At 66.4% G+C, this 18,343-nt stretch carries 19 protein-coding genes; 9 read left to right on the top strand and 10 right to left on the bottom strand.

Going from position 1 to position 18,343, the window contains the following annotated elements; translation table 11 throughout:
- Window positions 1–27: 27 nt before the first annotated feature.
- Complete coding sequence (locus AC5RVY_RS08090; protein WP_493954172.1) at window positions 28–987, top strand: polysaccharide deacetylase family protein; 960 nt, start codon at window positions 28–30, stop codon at window positions 985–987.
- A gap of 67 nt (window positions 988–1,054) precedes the next feature.
- Here the strand turns inward: AC5RVY_RS08090 and AC5RVY_RS08095 are convergent, their stop codons facing one another.
- The 3 genes from AC5RVY_RS08095 to AC5RVY_RS08105 all read right to left on the bottom strand — a co-directional run bounded on the left by AC5RVY_RS08095 (window position 1,055) and on the right by AC5RVY_RS08105 (window position 2,899).
- The gene (locus AC5RVY_RS08095; protein WP_493954173.1) at window positions 1,055–1,882 is read right to left on the bottom strand and encodes an alpha/beta fold hydrolase; all 828 of its coding nucleotides are present in this window, start codon (window positions 1,880–1,882) and stop codon (window positions 1,055–1,057) included.
- Window positions 1,883–1,903: 21 nt separating this feature from the next.
- The gene (locus tag AC5RVY_RS08100; RefSeq protein WP_493954174.1) at window positions 1,904–2,062 is read right to left on the bottom strand and encodes a hypothetical protein; all 159 of its coding nucleotides are present in this window, start codon (window positions 2,060–2,062) and stop codon (window positions 1,904–1,906) included.
- Window positions 2,063–2,623: 561 nt separating this feature from the next.
- Complete coding sequence (locus AC5RVY_RS08105) at window positions 2,624–2,899, bottom strand: hypothetical protein (RefSeq protein WP_493954175.1); 276 nt, start codon at window positions 2,897–2,899, stop codon at window positions 2,624–2,626.
- A gap of 337 nt (window positions 2,900–3,236) precedes the next feature.
- Here AC5RVY_RS08105 and AC5RVY_RS08110 point away from each other — a divergent pair, with 337 nt between their 5' ends.
- The 8 genes from AC5RVY_RS08110 (at window position 3,237) to AC5RVY_RS08145 (ending at window position 11,689) form a co-directional block, all read left to right on the top strand.
- Window positions 3,237–4,415, top strand: a complete 1,179-nt coding sequence (locus tag AC5RVY_RS08110; protein WP_493954176.1) for an ABC transporter substrate-binding protein — start codon at window positions 3,237–3,239, stop codon at window positions 4,413–4,415.
- Between the two features lie 214 nt (window positions 4,416–4,629).
- Entirely contained in the window at window positions 4,630–5,649 is a 1,020-nt protein-coding gene (locus tag AC5RVY_RS08115) for a VOC family protein (RefSeq protein WP_493954177.1), read from the top strand.
- A 6-nt stretch (window positions 5,650–5,655) separates the two neighbouring features.
- Window positions 5,656–6,609: a fumarylacetoacetate hydrolase family protein gene (locus tag AC5RVY_RS08120; protein WP_493954178.1), complete on the top strand. Its 954-nt coding sequence runs from the start codon at window positions 5,656–5,658 to the stop codon at window positions 6,607–6,609.
- Window positions 6,606–7,643, top strand: a complete 1,038-nt coding sequence (locus AC5RVY_RS08125) for a cyclase family protein (RefSeq protein ID WP_493954179.1) — start codon at window positions 6,606–6,608, stop codon at window positions 7,641–7,643. The genes AC5RVY_RS08120 and AC5RVY_RS08125 overlap by 4 nt, the downstream gene beginning before the upstream one ends.
- A gap of 73 nt (window positions 7,644–7,716) precedes the next feature.
- Entirely contained in the window at window positions 7,717–8,841 is a 1,125-nt protein-coding gene (locus tag AC5RVY_RS08130) for an FAD-dependent monooxygenase (RefSeq protein WP_493954180.1), read from the top strand.
- The gene (locus AC5RVY_RS08135) at window positions 8,838–9,911 is read left to right on the top strand and encodes an amidohydrolase family protein (protein WP_493954181.1); all 1,074 of its coding nucleotides are present in this window, start codon (window positions 8,838–8,840) and stop codon (window positions 9,909–9,911) included. The genes AC5RVY_RS08130 and AC5RVY_RS08135 overlap by 4 nt, the downstream gene beginning before the upstream one ends.
- An 11-nt stretch (window positions 9,912–9,922) precedes the next feature.
- Complete coding sequence (locus AC5RVY_RS08140) at window positions 9,923–10,921, top strand: fumarylacetoacetate hydrolase family protein (protein ID WP_493954182.1); 999 nt, start codon at window positions 9,923–9,925, stop codon at window positions 10,919–10,921.
- Complete coding sequence (locus tag AC5RVY_RS08145; protein ID WP_493954183.1) at window positions 10,922–11,689, top strand: SDR family NAD(P)-dependent oxidoreductase; 768 nt, start codon at window positions 10,922–10,924, stop codon at window positions 11,687–11,689.
- Window positions 11,690–11,697: 8 nt separating this feature from the next.
- On the opposite strand, the gene AC5RVY_RS08150 is transcribed toward AC5RVY_RS08145, so the two are convergent.
- The 7 genes from AC5RVY_RS08150 to AC5RVY_RS08180 all read right to left on the bottom strand — a co-directional run bounded on the left by AC5RVY_RS08150 (window position 11,698) and on the right by AC5RVY_RS08180 (window position 18,334).
- Window positions 11,698–12,480, bottom strand: a complete 783-nt coding sequence (locus tag AC5RVY_RS08150) for an SDR family NAD(P)-dependent oxidoreductase (RefSeq protein WP_493954184.1) — start codon at window positions 12,478–12,480, stop codon at window positions 11,698–11,700.
- Between the two features lie 98 nt (window positions 12,481–12,578).
- Window positions 12,579–13,151, bottom strand: coding sequence for a DoxX family protein (locus AC5RVY_RS08155; RefSeq protein WP_493954185.1), 573 nt, complete (start codon window positions 13,149–13,151; stop codon window positions 12,579–12,581).
- A gap of 131 nt (window positions 13,152–13,282) precedes the next feature.
- Window positions 13,283–14,245: a LysR family transcriptional regulator gene (locus AC5RVY_RS08160; RefSeq protein ID WP_493954186.1), complete on the bottom strand. Its 963-nt coding sequence runs from the start codon at window positions 14,243–14,245 to the stop codon at window positions 13,283–13,285.
- 46 nt (window positions 14,246–14,291) lie between these two features.
- Window positions 14,292–15,509 carry an MFS transporter gene (locus AC5RVY_RS08165; protein WP_493954187.1) on the bottom strand — a complete coding sequence of 406 codons (1,218 nt, stop codon included), beginning with the start codon at window positions 15,507–15,509 and terminating at the stop codon, window positions 14,292–14,294.
- 143 nt (window positions 15,510–15,652) lie between these two features.
- On the bottom strand, window positions 15,653–16,591 hold the full coding sequence (locus tag AC5RVY_RS08170; RefSeq protein ID WP_493954188.1) for a carbohydrate kinase family protein: 939 nt from the start codon (window positions 16,589–16,591) through the stop codon (window positions 15,653–15,655).
- 97 nt (window positions 16,592–16,688) lie between these two features.
- Complete coding sequence (locus AC5RVY_RS08175) at window positions 16,689–17,486, bottom strand: alpha/beta hydrolase (protein WP_493954189.1); 798 nt, start codon at window positions 17,484–17,486, stop codon at window positions 16,689–16,691.
- 116 nt (window positions 17,487–17,602) lie between these two features.
- Window positions 17,603–18,334 (bottom strand): GAF and ANTAR domain-containing protein, encoded by a 732-nt coding sequence (locus AC5RVY_RS08180; RefSeq protein WP_493954190.1) that lies wholly within the window; start codon window positions 18,332–18,334, stop codon window positions 17,603–17,605.
- Between the last annotated feature and the right edge of the window lie 9 nt (window positions 18,335–18,343).

The following is an 18,343-nucleotide window of genomic DNA, read 5'->3' on the forward strand; positions in this document are numbered from 1 at the left end:
ATTCCCCTCAGGACAGGATTTTCCCGCATGACTTTTGAAGCATTCGCCGACTCCGCCCACCCCATCAGCTGGCCCGAGGGAAATCGGGCGGCAGCGTCCTTCACGTTCGACGTCGACGCCGAGTCCTGCACCATCGCCCACGATCCGAAAAGCACCCGCAGGATGTCGCTGATGACCCACCAGTCCTACGGGCCCAAGGTCGCCGTCCCCCGGCTGTTGCAGATCCTCCAGCGCCAGGACATCCGCGCCACGTTCTTCGTCCCCGGATTTACCGCCGAGTGCTACCCGGATACAGTCCGGCGCATCGTGGCCGCGGGTCACGAGGTGGCGCACCACGGTTACCTGCACGAGCCCATGCAGGGCATCGACGCCGAAACCGAGGCACGCTACATTGACCGCGGGCTCGAGGCTCTCGCCAAAGCAGCCGGCGTGGAGCCGGTGGGCTACCGGGCGCCCTGGTGGGAACTGAACTGGCACTCCCCCGGGCTCCTGGCGGACCGCGGCTTCCTCTACGATTCAAGCCTGCTCGACGGCGACGCCCCCTACCGCTTCAGCGTCGCCCCGGGCGACAGCCGGGACATCGTCGAGATTCCCGTCGACTGGACGCTGGACGACTGGGAGCAGTACGCGTTCTACCCCGGAGTCACAGGCAGCGGCGTCATCGAAAGCCCAGCCAAAGTCCTTGAGATGTGGACACTTGAGGCGGAGGCGCACCACGCCCAGGGCAGCTGCTTCGTCCTCACCAACCACCCCTTCATCTCGGGCCGGCCCTCCAAGGCCGTGGCACTGGAACGGCTCATCGAACGGGTCAAGGGGATGGACGGCATGTGGGTGACCACCATGGAAGAGATCGCCGAACACACCCGCCGGACGGTCCGGGAGGTCCACACCCACGCGCGGATCGAGGTGCCTGCCTTCCCGGATACTGGGGCGCGGTTTACCCCGTCAGCGGTACGGGCATCGAGGCCCGCAGCTGCGGCCAGCTAGGACGTGGCACGCAAAAGTGGAGTGGTACGGCCCCGGGGCAGTACCACTCCACTTTCGGTAATCGTCGTTAACCGCCCTCACTGGCGAAGGCAAGGATAGCGGCGGCGGTGCTTGCAGCGGCGGCGTGCTGGACCATATGGGGTTTCCCCGGCATCTCAACCAAGCGCCCGTTCGGCGCAGTGGCCGTCAGCTTCTGGCACCAGAGCCGGGGTGCCACCGGATCACGTGAGCCGCGCACCACCAGGACCGGTTGGCCAACAAGAGCCAGGCGCGTTTGAAGTTCGTAGGTCAGCATCACGGCGAGTTCCGTGAGGTACCAGCGTATTCCGGAGCGGGCGTAGTCGGCGAGGGCAATGGCATTTCCCACCGGGCCTTCCCTCAGCGAATCAAGACCCAGCGCCAGTGCTTGCTGACGGAAAGTGGGGCGAGTCGGATCCACCACCGGCCCCAAGAGCACGAGATGGGAGACCAGGTCCGGGTGCTGAACAGCTAATTCAGTTGCGAACTGGGCGCCCATCGAGTGCCCAATCACCACAGCGGGGCCCGCGCCCATCTTTTGAAGGGTTGAAGCGATAACGCCGGCGTAATCCGATACGCTCAGCTGCCCTCCAGGCCTGGGCGTTGCGCCGAAGCCGGGCAGGTCGATGGCGTGGGTGGCACCGTGCCGGGCAAGGAGGACCTGGAGCCTGCGGAAGTATCGGTGGGACATCCCTATGCCGTGGAGCAGCACAAAGACAGGGCCGCTGGCGGCCTGGGGCCCGGCCAATGAATATACGTGCGAGGTGAGGGACGCGGTATTGACTATCCTCGGCGTCAACGGCTGGCGCATCCAGGCCAGTGTTTCCCCCATCGATGCCCGTTCTGCTACGTCTGCTTTGCCGCTTGCGGTCTGCACAGGATTGCTCAGGTCAGCTGCCTAACTGTTGCCGATGTGGACGATGCTGTCCGGGTTTTGTTCATTTGCCGGGGCGTCAGCGAGGCCTTTGGGTGTCAGGTCAAAGGCCTCGATAGACGGATGGTCCCGCTGAATGCTCGCGGTGGCATTGGACTTGGTGATGCTGTCATGGATGCTCATGGTCTGTTTACGCTTTCGGTCCGGCTGATTGGGGAAGGGCGGCGACATGGTCCGCCGTGGTGTCCAGTACTCGTGCAACACGGCACTGGAAACAGCGGACGGCGACGGCCAAAGTGCCTGCGCGCCTGCCCAAGACAGCCGGGAATTCGACCACCAGGTGCAGGTCGGTGTCACAGTTTGCGCACCAGGGGTGCTTCCCGCGCGGCTGGTGCATATCCCAAGGGACGTACGTGTTCGATGTTGCGGTGAATAAGTCAGGCCACGGCGTGGCGGTCCCGCTAAGAGACGGGCCGGCCTTTCTGCAGGTGGCTTCCTCAAGGAACTGGTCGAACTGTGATTGTGCCATCTTGGCTCGTCTCAACAAGGTGCGGTGGTTCCGCCGTTCGGCTACAGCGGCCTCAAACCCGGTGCCCCGCACGGGACAACAAGCGGAACTGTGGGAGCTTCTTTTTCGGCTCCGGCAGGCTAAGCAAAGGTAAGACAGGACGGTCCTGGCGCAACACCGTTGGGTGTTGCGCCAGGACGAGTCAACTTCCCGACGCGGGCCGGGAAAGTGAGGGGTTATGCGTGGTTGGTGTGGGCCCGGTTGCCGGCCTTGGCCAGGCCGCGGGCCACCATCAGGCCGACCGTGAGGAAGGTGATGTACTGCATCGCCTGGTTGGCGTTGAAAACGTCGACGCCGTTCTCGCTGGCGTCGTCACCGACCACTGCAGCGGTGATGATGGTGGCGATGACTGCAGCAACATAAACGGCGAACTCGAGTGTCCGGGCCGAGATCTTGATGTCATTGGCGTTGCGGACAGTGCTGGAGTGCTCATTGTGCGTGTGGGTAGTCATTAGGTCTCCTGAAGTAGTGGTGTGAGCGGCCATACCGGCCATGCAAACTCTGATCCCTCTACTTGAAACCACGTCAACAAATTCTCTACACCGTAGACTTTACCCGTAGACCTTTCAATAAGCAAACTTACTACCCTTGCTTTCCCGGCCGTCAGGCAGCTTCTTCCAAGCATCCCCGCAGCTCCCGGAAAAGACTTCCTGCGAAGTTTCTTAACGCATCGCTACGCCCTGTTGAGCATTCGCGACGCTGCGTGACCGCCCACTACGTGATTGATTGTGGTGCCGCTGGGGCCTCCGTAATCTCGTCTCAGCATCCGCCCCAGCAAAGGAAAACCCCATGTCAGAAAGCCAGGACAAGAGTCCCAACCAACAAGGCTCAACCCGCATCGTCGCCGGCCAGTCCACTACGCCCAAGCGCCCCCTTGGCCTCAAGATCGGCATCGCCGCCGGCATCCTGGCCCTGGTGGGTGGCGGCGCCGCCGTCGCCTCCGCCGTGAACAGCGGGGGGACACCCGCTGCAGTCCAGGAAGCGGCACCCGCCGGCAACCCGGCCACAGAACTGAAGCTCGGCTACTTCGGCAACGTCACCCACGCCCCCGCCCTGGTGGGCGTCAACCAGGGTTTCATTGCCGAAGAACTCGGCGACACGAAGCTGACAACCCAGGTGTTCAACGCCGGCCCTGCCGCCATCGAGGCGCTGAACGCAGGCGCCATCGACGCCACCTACATCGGACCGAACCCGGCCATCAACTCGTTCGTCAAGAGCGGCGGCGAGTCGATCAACATCATCGCCGGCGCTGCAGCGGGCGGCGCCCAACTGGTGGTCAAGCCGGAAATCAACTCCGCAGCCGACCTCAAGGGCAAGACTCTCGCTTCCCCGCAGCTGGGTGGCACGCAGGACGTGGCCCTCCGTGCCTGGCTCACCGCACAGGGCTACAAAACCAACGTGGACGGCAGTGGCGACGTGGCCATCAACCCCACCGAGAACGCCCAAACCCTGAAGCTTTTCACGGACGGAAAGCTCGACGGCGCGTGGCTGCCTGAACCGTGGGCCTCCCGCCTGGTGCTGACCGCCGGCGCCAAGGTACTGGTGGATGAGAAGGACCTCTGGGACGGCTCGCTAACCGGCAAGCCGGGTGAGTTTCCCACCACCATCCTTATCGTGAACCAGAAGTTCGCCGCGGACCACCCGGACACCGTCAAGGCGCTCCTGAAAGGCCACGTCAAGTCGGTTGAGTGGCTGAACAAGGCGTCCGACGGCGAGAAGGCAAATGTCATCAACGCCGCCCTGAAGGAAGCTGCGGGAGCAGAGCTGAAGGCGGACATCATTGACCGGTCCCTGAAAAACATTGTGTTCACCGTGGACCCGCTGGCCGGAACCTACCAGAAGCTCTTGGCTGACGGCGTCACTGCCGGCACCACCAAGCAGGCGGACATCAACGGCATCTTCGACCTGCGGGCGCTCAACAGCGTCTCCGGCGAGAAGACCCCGGCGGCGGGACTCGGCAAGGAGTAGCGGCCCATCGATTGCTCCGTAGATGCCCTTTTGAGCCTTCAGAACGGCGTCTACGGAGCAATCGATTTTAAGCAGCTTCCTCAAGCCAGCCAGCTATCAGCTTGACGGATACTAGTTATCAAAAAGCTCGTCTTCCCCGAATATATGAAGTGCTTCACAGTAGTTACAGGACCTGCACAAACCAACCGCAGCCAGTAACCAAAAGGACTTCAACGTGGAAACTCCCCTCTCCCATCTTGCCCACCTCGAGATCACCAGCCCGGACGTCGAAGCCTCGGCCCGGTTCTACGAGGAAAAGTTCGGCATGCGCATCATCGACCGGGTGGACGGCAACGTCTACCTGCGCTGCTGGGGCGACTACTACCGCTACAGCCTCGTCGTCACCGAAGGCCCCGAAGCATCCCTGGGCCGGATGGCCTGGCGGACCAACTCCCAGGCAGCACTTGAAGCCGCCGCCCAGCGCATCGAAGCCACCGGGGTTCAGGGCACCTGGACCGCCGGCGGCCACGGCTACGGCAAGGCGTACGAATTCACCGGCCCCTACGGCCACCACATGCGCCTGTTCTACGACGTGGAAAAGTTCGTGGCCGAGCCCGGTTTCGAATCCACCTACCCGGACCGCCCGGAGCGCCGCAGCAGCCACGCCGCAGCACCGCGCTTCCTGGACCACGTCACCGTGGCCGCCTCTGATGTCCGCGGCTTCGCCAAGTGGCACAACGAAGCCCTGGGCTTCCGCGTCATGGCCTTCGTCGACCTGGACGAAGCCCCCATCACCGTCTTCTCCGTCCTGACCACCAACGAGAAGTCCCACGACCTCGGCGTCGTCCTGGACACCTCCAGCCGTGCAGGCCGCGTCAACCACATCGCTTTCTGGGTGGACAGCCACGAGGAACTGCTGATCACAGCAGACGTGCTGATGGAAAACGGCACCCCGATGGAATACGGCCCCTCCATCCACGGCGTCGGCGAGCAGAACTTCCTCTACTTCCGTGACCCCTCGGGCATGCGCGTTGAGCTCAACTCCGGCGGCTACCGCAACTACGTCCCGGACTGGGAAGCCAATACCTGGAAGCCGTCCAAGGGCTCCAACAACTTCTACAAGAACGGCGCCATGCCGCACTCCATGACCGAATCGTTCCCGACGGCCGAGGGCTTCACCGCCACCGAGGAAGGCGCCTCCCCCGAAATGAAGGCAGCCCTCCTGAACCCGTACGCCAAGCAGGGCCGGGGCTAAGACACCATGGCTGAAACCTATGCACTCATCCGGTTCCAGGAAGCCGGCGACAGCAAGGCCCGCGCCGGCCTGCTCGTCGGCGACCGGGTCCTGCCGCTGGACGGGGACATCAACTCCCTGATCGAACACTGGGACACCACCGAACCCCAGTTGGACTCCCTGGCCGCCTCGGCGGGCGAGGAGACCGGCCTGGCGCTGGCCGACGTCGAAATCCTTGCCCCGGTGGAGCCTGCGCAGGTCCTGCAGACCGGCGCGAACTACCGCAAGCACGTCATTGACCTGGCAGTGGCACACCGTGAGGCAGGGCAGGACGAGGAGGAAGTGCGCGCCAAGACCGCCGCCATGATGGACAAGCGCGCTGGCCAGGGCACGCCGTACTTCTTCATCGGGCTGCCGACGGCGATCGCGTCCGCCACGGACGACCTCACCCTGCCGTCCTACTCCACGTCCCATGACTGGGAGCTGGAACTGGCCGCGGTGATCGGAAAGACGGCGTTCCGGGTCACCCCCGAGGAAGCCCTGGAATACGTGTTCGGCTACACCATGGTCAACGACATCACCACCCGCGAGTACGTTTTCCGCAAGGACATGCCTGCCATCGGTTCGGACTGGTACCGGGCCAAAAACGCCCCGGGCTTCCTGCCCACCGGGCCCCTGCTGGTCCCGGCCAAGTTCTTCGGTGACCCGCAGGATGTCCAGGTCACCCTGAGGCTCAACGGCAAGGCCATGCAGGACGAGTCCACGCAGGACATGATCTTCGGGGTGGCCAAGCTGGTCAGCGAAGCATCGCAGATAATGCCGCTGCGCCCGGGCGACCTGGTGCTCACCGGCAGCCCCGCCGGCAACGGCCAGCACTGGGGCCGGCTGCTCCAGGACGGGGACGTGATGGAGGGCACCATCACGGGCCTGGGCACCCAGCTCATCCACTGCAAGGACGAAACTGAAAGCAACAAGCCGTGACCACCCAGGACACTGCACTGACCACCGGCACCGGGGAATCAACTGATTCCCCGGTCATCCGGCGTGAGGACCCGCTCGGCAGCATCCGGGCCATGGCGCAGGCCCACAACAACTGGGGCCGCTGGGGCCAGGATGACGTCCTTGGCACCCTGAACTTCATCGACGCCGCCAAACGCATCGAAGCAGCAGCCCTAGTGAAGACGGGCGAGGCCTTCTCGCTGTCCCAGCCGTTCGACACCAACGGCCCGCAAAAGGGCTGGCGCCGCCGCACCAACCCGGTGCACACCATGACGGACACCGGTGTGGACGCCGAGCGCGGCAACCAGGGCTTCCCGCACGGCTTCGGCGGCGCGGACGACGTCATCGCCATGCCGCTGCAGTGCTCCACGCAGTGGGACGGCCTGGGCCACATCTTCGACCAGGGCAAAGCCTGGAACGGCCGAGCGGCAGGCGACGTGGTCACCTCCGAAGGCGACTTGGTCACCGGCATCGAAACCGCGGCAGCGAAGATCGTTACCCGCGGTGTGCTGCTCGACGTCGGACGTGCCCTGGGCCCGGAGCTGGGAAGGAACGACGGCGAACTGCCGGACGGATTCGCCATTACCCCCGAGCACCTCCAGCGGACCATCGACCTGCAGGGGCCCAGCTCCAAAGTGGGCCGGGGCGACGTCGTGATCATCCGCACCGGCCAGTACACCCGGGTCCGCCGTGATGGCTGGGGTGACTACGCCGGCGGGTCGGCCCCGGGGCTGTCCTTTACTACCGCGCCCTGGCTGCACCGCAGTGAAATCGCCGGGATCGCCACCGACACCTGGGGTTTCGAGGTCCGTCCGAACGAGTTCGACGCCGCCTTCCAGCCCCTGCACCAGATCGCGATCCCCAACCTTGGTCTGTTCCTGGGCGAGATGTGGGACCCGGACGGGCTGGCCGAAGCGTGCGCGGCGGACGGCAGGTACCACTTCCTGCTCACCGCGGCCCCGCTCCCCATCACCGGGGCAGTCGGATCTCCGGTCAACCCGATCGCCGTCCGGTAATCACAGTCCGGTAGCTTCAGTTAAAACAGCAACAACCACCAGCAGTATCGCCGTCAATACAAAGGAGTCAGCGATGGCAGCAGTACAGAACGTCGGAATCGTTGGGGCGGGAGCCGCTGGGCTAGCCGCAGCCGTCCTCCTGGCCGACGCCGGAATCCAGGTGGATGTCCTCGAGAAGGCGGACGCCCCGCAGACTCTCGGTTCCGGCATCACCCTGCAGGGCAACGCCCTGCGGGTTCTCCGCCAGCTCGGCGTCTGGGACCAGGTGGAGGCCAAGGGCTACGGGTTCAGCACCCTGGGCCTGCGCGCCCCGGACCCCGCCGGCACCGTCATTGCGGTCCTCGAGGACATCCGTACCGGCGGTGAGGATCTTCCCGCCACCATGGGCATGTACCGCCCGGACCTCACCGCAATCCTTCGCGAACGCGCCGAGCAGGCCGGTGCGCGGATCAGCTACGGCAGGACCGTCACCGGAATAACGGACGACGGCGGTTCCGTCACCGTGAGCACCGCCGGCGCCGGCAGCACAACGTATGACCTCCTGGTTGGCGCCGACGGCCTGCACTCAGCCGTGCGCAAGGCCATCGGCATCGACGTGGAACCCCAGCCCAACGGCATGGGCATCTGGCGCGCCTTCGTGGAGCGGCCCGACGAGGTGGTCCGCACCGACCTGACCTACGGCGGCCCCTGCTTCATCGCCGGCTACTGCCCCACCGGCCCTGACACCATCTACGCCTACCTGGTGGAGAAGGCGCAGGAGCGCAAGCACGAGGACGGGCCCCGCATCATGGCCGAACTCGCCGCAGCCTACGGCGGCCCGTGGAAGGAAATCCGCGCCAACCTGGACCACAGCGCACGCATCAACTACACCTGGTTCACCACCCACCTGGTGGACGGCCCCTGGAACCGCGGCAGGACCGTGATCATCGGCGACGCCGCCCACAGCTGCCCGCCCACGGTGGCGCAGGGTGCCGCCATGGCACTGGAGGATGCGGCTGTGCTGGCCGAGCTGCTGATCCAGGCTGACGACCTCACCGAAACGCTGTGGAAGGAATTCACCGACCGCCGGCTGGACCGGGCCAAGGCAGTGGTCAACGCCTCCGTCCAGCTGGGCCAGTGGATGCTCGACGGCGTCCGCGACGCCAATGTACCCGGCCTCATGAACTCGCTGTCCACCATGCTGAAGGAACCCGCATGAGCACCGAACTTGTTCAAGCGCCCACTGTGGATGTCCACGCCCACATCCTGCTTCCGGCCCTGCAGCAGCTCGTGGCCGAGGCGGATCCCGAGGGCTTCGGCGCCCAGCAGGCGTTGGAAGTGCGGCGCAACGGGCCGGAGTCCATGGCCGCGTCGGGCCGGATGATCAAGGAGCGCTGGCCGCAGCTGACGGACTTGGACCGCCGGCTCGCTGACATGGACGCCCAGGGCGTGGACGTGCAGCTGGTCTCGCCGTCGCCGTCGCACTTCTATTACTTTGCCGGCGAGGAACTGGGTTTGAAACTGGCCAAGGCCGCCAATCAGGCAGTGCGGGAGTTTGTTGATCGCGCACCGGACCGGCTCAACGGCCTGGGCTTGGTCCCGCTCCAGCACCCTGCCCTCATGGTGGAGTCCCTGGAGCATGCGGTGCTCGAATGCGGGCTGCTGGGTGTGGAGATCGGCTCGTTCGCCGCGACCCCCGGGGACACGGAACGCAGCACCGTGGAACTGTCCGATCCCCGGCTGGAACCGTTCTGGTCCCGGGCCGAGGAGCTGGGCGCCCTGGTGTTCCTGCACCCGTTCGGCTGCTCGCTGGATGAGCGGTTGGACCGCTTCTACCTCGCCAACACCGTCTCCCAGCCCGCCGAGAACGCGGTGGCCCTGTCCCACCTGATCTTCAGCGGCGTCCTGGACCGCCACCCGGACCTCAAAGTCCTGGCAGCACACGGCGGCGGCTACCTACCCACTACCCTGGGCCGCTCCGACCGGGCCTGGAAGGTGCGGCCGGAGGCACACGGCTGCGCCCAGCCGCCGTCGTCCTACCTGAAGAAGCTGTACTTCGACTCGCTCGTCCACAGCCCCGCCGAACTGCAGGCTCTCGTGGCCGCCGCCGGGCCGGAGCAGGTGCTGCTCGGCTCGGACTACCCCTTCGACATGGGTTCGGACCTCCCCGTGGACGAGGTGCAGGCCGCCGGACTCCCGGCCGACGACGAAACCCAGGTTTTGGGCGGGAACGCACGCACGCTGGGCATCACCGCGGCGGCCGCCCTGACCGCCCGACGCAACGCTTAAGGAATACGCACATGGTCAAGATTGCCCGTTGGAATCACGGCGGCGGGACGCAGTCCGGCTTTGTGGACGGCGGAAAGTGCTATGCCCTGCCAGCAGGCCAGTCCGTCCAATCGCTGCTCGACGCCGGACTCGATGAGACGCTGGCACTTGCCCGTCACGTGGTTGGTTCGGCTGCAGCCGTTCCGCTGGCGGAGGTGCGGCTGCTCGCCCCGCTGGTGCCCGCCACCATCCGGGACTTCGTGGCGTTCGAGGAACATGTCGAAGGCGTGCGAAAGAGCATCGACGGCGTGGCCGGCGTGGTGCCCGAATGGTACGAGGCGCCCACCTTCTACTTCACGAACCCGCACACGGTGACGGGCACCGACGAGGTGATCGGTATTCCGGCAGGGTGTACGGACCTGGACTTTGAAACGGAAGTGGCCGCCGTCGTCGGACACGTTCCCGGCAGCGACGGCCGGAACCTGAGCGCGGAGGAGGCCCACCGGCACATCTTCGGGTACACCGTGCTCAACGACTGGTCGGCGCGCGACCTGCAGCGCCGGGAAATGAAAGTCAGCCTGGGCCCGTGCAAGGGCAAGGATTTCGCCAACACGCTCGGTCCATGGATTGTCACGGCTGACGAGTTCGAGGACCGGCACGACGCCGAGGGCTTCCTGCCCATTTTCATGGCTGTCGAGGTCAATGGCGAGCTCATTGGCCAGGACCTGCTCTCCAACATGGGCTGGCCCTTCGCCGAGCTCGTGGCTTATGCCTCGCAGGACTCGGTGGTGCGGCCCGGCGATGTGCTGGGCTCCGGCACCTGCGGCAGCGGCTGCCTGGCCGAACTCTGGGGCCGGAACGGTGCCCAGACTCCCCCGCCGCTGAAGACCGGCGACGTGGTCCGGATGACGGTGGAGGGGATCGGAACCATCGAGAACACCGTGGGCGCCCGGCGCGAGGCCGTGACCCGGGTTCCCGCCAGGACCCGTCCGCGCAACCGGGTCGCGGCTGCTGCTCCTTCCGGAATCTAGGTGGTTTCCCTCCAGCTCGAGGGCCGGACGGTGGTGGTCACCGGAGCAGGGCAAGGCCAGGGTGCCGCGGAAGCGCGCCTGCTGGCGGAGGCCGGGGCGCGGGTGATCGCAACCGACCTGGCGGCGGACATGCCAGACGGGCTGGCGACGCCTTCCTCCGGGCAGCTGCTGTACCGGCAACTGGACGTCAGTGACGCTGCGGGCTGGTCCGGACTCGCTGCCTGGATCCGGTCCCAAGGCTGGCAGATGGACGGGCTGGTCAACAACGCGGGCATCACCCAGCGAAGCCGGCTGCTGGAGGCATCAGTGGCCGACCTGCAGAAGGTCTACGAGGTGAACGTTGCCGGCAGCCTGTTGGGAATCCAGTCGCTCGCGCCCTTGATGGGCAGCGGAACGTCGATTGTTAATGTCGGCTCTGTTGCCGGCCTGACGGCGCACTATCCGGTGGCCTACACTGCGAGCAAGTGGGCGCTGCGCGGGTTGTCCCAGGTGGCAGCCATGGAACTTGGCCCGCGCGGGATCCGGGTCAACACGGTCCATCCGGGCTTCATCGAAACACCCATGACGGCGGGCGCCAAGCCCGAGTTCCGGCAGGCCACCCTGGCCGAGACCCCGCTGGGGCGCACCGGCAGCGTGGAGGAGGTGGCCGCCGTCGTGCTTTTCCTGCTCAGCCCGCTGTCTTCCTTCGTGACGGGCGCCGAAATCCCGGTGGACGGCGGCCAGACCTCCCACGGCGGTGCCAAGTCGGTCTACGACGCACTGCGGTAACCAAACAGTCAGCCCGGCAGCACCGCCGACCAGCCGCCGTCGACCATCAAGTTGGCGCCGGTGACGTATGAGGCCTCGTCGGAGGCGAGGAACAGGGCGCACTTCGCCACTTCTTCGGGTGCCCCGATCCGGCCCAGCGGGATGCTGGCCGCGATGATCCGCATCGGATGGTCGGGGGCGAGGAGGTTGCCCTCGGTGGCCGCGGTGCGGATCATCCCGGGACTGACGGCATTAACCCGCAAACCGTGCGGGGCGCCCTCCGCCGCAAGCTGTTTGGTCATGGCCACCACCGCCCCCTTCGTAGCGGTGTGGGCCAGCCGGCCGTTGGTCATGGACCCGGTCACCCCCGCCGTGGACCCCACCAGGACGATGGCACTGTTGGCAGCCCTGATCAGCTGCGGCCAAAAGTACTTGACCGGCAGGAACACCACGTCCATCTCGTGTTCAATGTTCCACTTCCAGTCCTCGAAGGTCAGCTCCCCCACCGGGGCGAAGCGCGTGACGGCGGCGTTGGCATACAGGATGTGGACCTGGCCATGCGTGGCAGCGACATCTGCAGCCCAGGCCGCCACGGCTGCCTCGTCCGCGAGATCGACCCGGCTGCTGCTCATCCGGCCCCCGGCGTCGGTGACCGCCGCAACCGTGGCCGCGGCGCCGTCGTCGTCCATGTCGCAGCCCACCACGAAGGCACCTTCCGCGGCGAAGGCGAGCGCGGCCGCCCTGCCCTGGCCGCTGGCCGTTCCGGTGATGACGGCGGTCTTGCCGGCCAGGCGCTGGCTGGAAGCGGGCATGGGAGATCCTTCTGAAAGCGTGTTTCCATGACTTTCGCAGGGATGGGCCGGAAGGGGAACGGCGTCTTGGGTCTAGCTGGTATCCGCCGCGCGGATAGTTATGCCGGCAGTTCGGCTTCCGCGGCGGTGCTGGCGGCCGGGGCCGCAGCGTCTGCGGCGAGGGCTTTGCGCCGGCGGGAAACCTGGATGGCGATGGCGGTGGGGATCGCGGCCAAAGCGGTGATACGCATCCACGGCCGGTCCAGGACATGGCCGGTGAGCGCATCCAGGGAGTAGAGTCCGGAGCCTCCGATCGTGAACGCGGCGGCTGCCAGGCCCAGCACCGCCGGGTACTCGAGGCCGCCCTCTTGGGCGAAGAAACCGTTCGGGGCGTGGACGCTGGCCGCTACGCCCATGGTGGTCGCGGCAGCGGCGCCGGCGGCAGGGGTGGCCAAACCCAAGGCCAAGGCAAGCCCCGCTCCTGCTTCACCTACACCCGCAAGGACGGCGCTTGTTTTGGCGGGCCTGAACCCCATGGCGTGCATGCCCTTGCTGGTGCCTTCGACGCCTCCCCCGCCGAACCAGCCGAAGAGTTTCTGGGATCCGTGAGCGACGAGCACTCCCCCCAATGCCACCCGGAACAGGGTCTGCGCGGCGGCCGCCGCCTCAGGGCTGGTGGTTACATTGCTCATAACAGTCCTCCTTGGGTGTTTGAGTCGCTGCACGGCTCGTTTCAGCACGAGTCTACGGCTGCGCAACCACCCCGTCACGGGCGGAAAACCACACAGGGTACCCCCTCCGGCAGCGGGTACCAGCCGTGGATTTACGGGGTATCCCCCGCATGGATTGCCACCGGATGGGCGTTGACGGGAAAGAGCTCGTGGAGCCGGGCGCAGGAGCGCTGGACCACTGACCGCAGCCACACGCTCGCCGGGTCCTCAGCCTGGGAGGGGTGCCAGTACATGGCCTCAACGAGTGACGCTTCGGTCCCGCCGGAGAACTCCAGCACCGCGATGTCTGCGCCGCGCTGCGCACGTCCGGCCAGCATCCGCGGGACGAGTGCCACAAGGTCCGTACCTTCAACCAGGAGCGGCAGGGACAGGAAGCCGGCCACCACGGCCGCCACCCGGCGCTGGATGCCGCGCGATTCGAACAGTTTGTCCGCCGGGGTGCTGATGCCCTCGCCAAAATAGCCGACGGCGTGCGGCACCGCGGTCAGGTCTTCGAGGGTCAGGCGGGGCTGCTGGAGCAGGGGGTTGCCGGCGTCGGCCACGGCCACAAAGCTGTCACGGAAGAGCTGCTTGCTGGCTCCCTGCATCTGGTACCCCGTGGGCCCCACCAGCAGGTCGATTTTGGAGTAGTCAGCCATCTGGCCCTGGATCCCGGAGCCCGCGGTGGGGACGAAGTCCACGGACACACCCGGTGCTTCTTCCCGCAGGATCCCGCGCAGCGGCCCCACGATGAGCGCGGCAGCGTAGTCGGAGGCGGCGATGATGAACTCCCGCTCGCTGGTAGCGGCGTCGAACCCGGACCGCACGCGCGTGGCCCGCTGGATGTGAAGCATGGCTTCATCAACCAGCGGGACCAACGACTGCGCAAAGGGGGTGAGGTCATAGGTGCGGCCGTTGCGGACCAGGAGTTCGTCGTCGAAATGGCGCCGGAGCCTGGCCATCGCCGCACTGGTGGCCGGCTGGCTGAGCTGGAGCCGCTCCGCCGCCCGGGAGATGTTGCGCAGCTCCAGCAGGACCTGAAGTTGGGGCAGCAGGTTCAGGTCCAGGTTCTTCATACCCACAGGTTATCCATGCCGGGAGTTCCGGCCTTCCAACGACGGGCTAATGGCTCACTGCCACCGTGCGCGGTCCCCGGACCACGACCACGAAGAGGGCCACAGCGCACGCGATGCCCAAGGCGCCCAAGGCAAACCCGAGGCTGCCCAGCCCCGCTGCGGCCGCGCCGAGGACGATGGGTGTCAGGAACTGGCCGATGAACAACGTTCCGGTCCAGATGCCGGTGCCGCGGCCGCGCTGCTGGTATTCGAGTCCGTTGACGGCCCAGGTCAGGAGGGTGGGCAGCAGGACACCGGTTCCCGCGCTGGCAATGACGGCACCGGCGATCGCCAGCGGAACATTCCCTGCGACGGAAACGAGTGAAAGTCCCACGGCGGCCAGCCCGAAGGCGAGCGCCAGCAAGTTCTTCGTGCCCAGCTTCGCCAGGAACCGGAAGGAGATGGCGCCTGCTGCAGTCGCCAGGGAGGCGATGGCTGCGGCGAGGCCGATAAGTGCCGCGTCGGCAATGCCGAGGCCGGTGATGACATACGGTAAGTGCACGATGAGGGCGTAGAACACAATGCCCCCGAACAGCGTCACGGCCGCCGGGGCGCCGATCTGCCGCCACGGCACCCGCGTCCGGGCCGCCGTCATTCGCTGGCTCTTGGCCGGCTCCCACAGCTTGAAGATCATGGGGATGACGATCACCGCGCTGGCCGCGTAGAGCCAGAACGGCGTCCGCCAGCTGATGCTGCCCAGGGCACCGCCGAGGGCAAAGAATGCGGTGGCGGCGAGGGCGCTGACCATTGTTTGCAGGCCCAGGTATTTGTTCCGCTGTTCGCCCTGGTAATAGTCCGTGAGGAGCGTGGTGCAGCACGTCATGATGGCGGCTTCCGCTATCCCGACGCCGACACGGGACACGGCGATGGACTCCAGGCTGGTGAGCCACAGCGGCGCCGTCCCGAAGGCGGCGTAGGCCAGCATGGCGAAGACCAGGAGCTGCTTCCGGCCCACCCTGTCGGCGACATAGCCGGCCAGTGGTGAGAAGAGGGCCACGAACAGTGCCGGCAGTGTCAGGGTGAGCGGTACCAGGATGGCCATGCCGGGTGTGCCCGCAAACACCTGGCTTAGCGTCGGCAGGATGGGCGCGAGCAGAACGGCGCCCAGCACCGGCATGCAGCTGCCGGCAACAAGCAGGGCCGCCTGGAACCGCCCGGCCATGCGCGTCTCCGCCGGGCCGGGCGTCCCGTTCCTGGCGGTACCCGCGAGCTGAATATTCTCCATTGAATCTTCCTTAGCCTCTTGATGGTCACGGAGGGGACGGCACCGCAGGGGCGCCGAAAAGTGACTTCCCTCACTGTGACAACCGTTGGGCTATCGCGGAATCACGGATTTGGGATAGCTGGTATCCACCGGACGGATAGCAGCTACTCTCCCGACCCCCCGTTCAGCTCCGCACGCGTAGGCGGATTGGCGCCGGGCCGCGACACCGTCACCGCCGCCGCCTTGGCGGCGTGGGCCAGCAGTTCAGCAAGGCCTTCGGCAGGAATTTCCCGCAGGTCCTTCCGGTTCTGGGCACCGTCCAGGCCCCGGTCCACCAGGCCGGACAGCAGGGCTGCCATAAAGGAATCGCCTGCTCCCACGGTGTCCGCCACTTCCACGCGGGGTGCCGGCACCTGCGCCTCCCCCGCGCGGGTTACTCCCCAGGGCCCGTCCGCCCCGCGGGTGACAATCACCATGGCAGGGCCCTCGCTGCCTCCCAATTCCAGCCAGCGCCGGGCGGCGTCGAGCACATCCACGTCCGGGTAGAGCCAGGCCAGATCCTCGTCGGAGGCTTTCACCACATCGGACAGGGACACGAACTTCTCCGCGTGCCGGCGCGCATAATCGACGTCTGTGATGATGCTGGGGCGGCAGTTCGGGTCGAAGCTGATGGTGGCGCGCGGGTGGGCGTATTCGACGGCGGCCAGCACGTCCGTGGCGCCAGGCGCCAACATCGTGGCGATCGATCCGGTGTGCAGCAGGGTGGTGCCCTGAAGCATAAAGGCGAGCCGGTCGGCGATGCCGGGAAGCTGCCAGGTGAGGTCGAAGGTGTAGGTGGCGGCGCCGTCGTCGTCAATCAGCGCGGTGGCCACGCTGGTGGGGAGCTCGTCCGAACCCAGCGGCAGCATCACAGAACTGGAGCGCAGGTGCGCGGCGACGGAATCGCCGTAGGCGTCCCGGCCGTAGCGGCCGATGAACTGCACGGGGTGGTCCAGGCGGGCCAGGCCCACTGCGACATTCAGGGGGCTGCCGCCCACGTGCGCTTCGATCCCTGAGGCGCGCTGGACAACGTCAACGAGGCCTTCACCAATAACTGTGAGCATGCCCATACTCTGCCAGAGAAGCGCGGCGGATAGGGCCTATGACAACTTGTTGGCCGGGGGCTTAGTGCAGTGCGCCGCCAGGCAGGACGGCCCGCTCCTAAGCGAGCAGCTCCTGGACCAGCTCCCGGCACGTCACATAAGCGGGCTCGCGGGGGTCGACCAGTGCGAAATGGTCCCCCGGCACCGTGACCAGCTGCGCAGGTACGGATCCGCACCGGCTCGCCTCAACGTAACTGCTGGACATGGACAGCGGCACGTCGGTGTCCTCCGTCGCGTGCACCGCGTAAACCGGGATGTCCAGCGGCAGCGCGGCCATCGGATCCGCGTACTGGTGCGGCCCCGGGAAGTCCGACGACGGTCCGCCGAGGAGGTTCGCCACGGCACCGTTGCTGAGCTGAAGCCTTTCAGCCTCGGCGAGGTTCAGGACGCCGGACTGGCTCACCACCCCCGTGAGGGAGACGCCGTCCGCCGCTGCCCCCACCTCCCGGTGCCCGGTGTCCTGTCCCAGCCCGGCGTGCCGGCTGCGACCTGCTGCCCAGACGGCGAGATGGCCGCCGGCCGAATGGCCCAGGGCCACCACCCTGGCCAGGTCCAGGGAGTGGGGTTCGGCGAGTTCGCGCAGCTTGTCGATGCCGGCCAGGATGTCCTGGAAAGTAGCCGGCCAGCCGCCGCCGTTCCCGGCGCGGCGGTATTCCAGGTTCCAGGCGGCCATTCCGTGGTCGGCGAGGTCCAAGGCCAGCGGCTCGCCCAGTTCGGCTCCGTACCGGGACCGCCAGTAACCACCGTGGATCACCACTACTACCCCGCGGCGGGTACCGCCGGGGGGCAGTTCCGGAAGGAACAACTCGCCCCACTGGCTGGGATCATTGCCGTACTGGTACTTGTGCCGCTCCACCGCATCCCTTTCCCGCCCAAGGCTCTATGGCCATCCCGACCATACCGGGCGGAGCGGTGATCCGAGCCAGGGACCAGCGAGCCGGGGGACGTGGCCCCTACCCAGTGAAGCCGGCCCTACTCCGTGAAGTGGGTCTTGACGCCAGTGCCGCCGGAGATCTTCTCGAGCATTTCGGCGGCGACATCGCGCAGTTTCTGGTTCCGTGTGCTGGAGACGCTGGTCAGGATGCGCATGGCTTCCTCCTGGCTGCAGCGGTTCTGCCCCATGATCACGCCCGCAGCGAGATCGATGGACGTACGGTTTTGCATCGCGGCCAACAGGTCCTGGCTTCGGTCCTCCGCGCTGCTGATCCTTACAGCCAGCCGCATGGACCGGGTGGCAACATCGCCGAACCCGAGCGCGCGCTCGTACACCGTGTCCACGAAGACGTCCTCCACCGGGGCAAAGAAGTTCAAACAGGCGGTGGCGTCATCACCTATTTCCAAGGGAACAGCCAAGGTGCTGAGGATCCCCACTTCGGACAGCTCCGCCTGGTACGCCGGCCAGCGCTCATCGCTCCCCACGTCATTCAGCACCAACGGAGTCATCAGCTGCAGGGCATCAATGCACGGCCCTGTCCCGACATTCTGCTCGATGTGGTCCAGTTCGACGGCGCGGGGACTGCTGCCGGCAATGGTCCCGAGCCGCCTGCGCCGCTTCAGCGTCGCGGCCACCTCAATGTCCTCACCGGTAGCCTGTGCCACGATGCCGGCAGCAAAGCCGCATAACCCGGACAGGAACCCCTCGAGGTTTTCGGCTCCGAGCAAAATGCCCTCAAGCTCGCTGACTGAGCTGTCATCAGTGGCCATGAACCGTCT

The organism is Arthrobacter sp. Ha26 (genome assembly GCF_059091705.1).